Origin of the sequence: Pseudoalteromonas sp. Angola-30 (assembly GCF_028599215.1) — a bacterium.
GTDB lineage: Bacteria > Pseudomonadota > Gammaproteobacteria > Enterobacterales > Alteromonadaceae > Pseudoalteromonas > Pseudoalteromonas atlantica.
Genome location: NZ_JAQREI010000072.1, coordinates 1 through 437, shown reverse-complemented (window position 1 = coordinate 437; position 437 = coordinate 1). Strand labels below are relative to the sequence as shown.

Annotated in this window: 1 protein-coding gene and 1 pseudogene; both read left to right on the top strand. The window is 43.5% G+C overall.

Annotated features, from left to right (window positions below; all coding sequences use genetic code 11):
• Window positions 1–176: pseudogene (locus PSH54_RS20655) on the top strand (DNA-3-methyladenine glycosylase 2 family protein); the annotation flags it as partial.
• On the top strand, window positions 173–437 hold a 265-nt coding region (locus tag PSH54_RS20650), incomplete at its 3' end, for a methylated-DNA--[protein]-cysteine S-methyltransferase (RefSeq protein ID WP_443197785.1). The pseudogene PSH54_RS20655 and the gene PSH54_RS20650, both read left to right, overlap by 4 nt.

The window sequence follows — 437 nt, the reverse complement described above, 5'->3', positions numbered from 1 at the left end:
GAGTTGGCCCTTGGACGGTTAATTACGCAAAACTGCGCGGTCAAAGCCAACCCGATATTTTACTTGATGGCGATTTAGGGGTTAAAAAAGCCCAAGCGGCAGCAAGCTCGTTTGAATCTGCGAACTGTGCACCATTTCGATCTTACTTAACTTTTCAACTTTGGCAGCAATTATGATAGTGCAAACCAGTTTACCCAGTCCGATTGACGATATTATTATTCAGGCAACTGAAAACGGTATTAGTTATGTGGGGTTTTATCCACCGACCAGTTATGTCAGTACGCCTTTAAATAAGGTGACTAATTCACATGTTTTATCTTGTGTGGCGCAGCTTAATGAGTATTTTGCTCATACGCGTACTGAGTTTGATTTAGGGCTTGATACTGGCGGCACGCCATTTCAGCAAAGCGTATGGCAGGCATTACAAAGCGTACCGT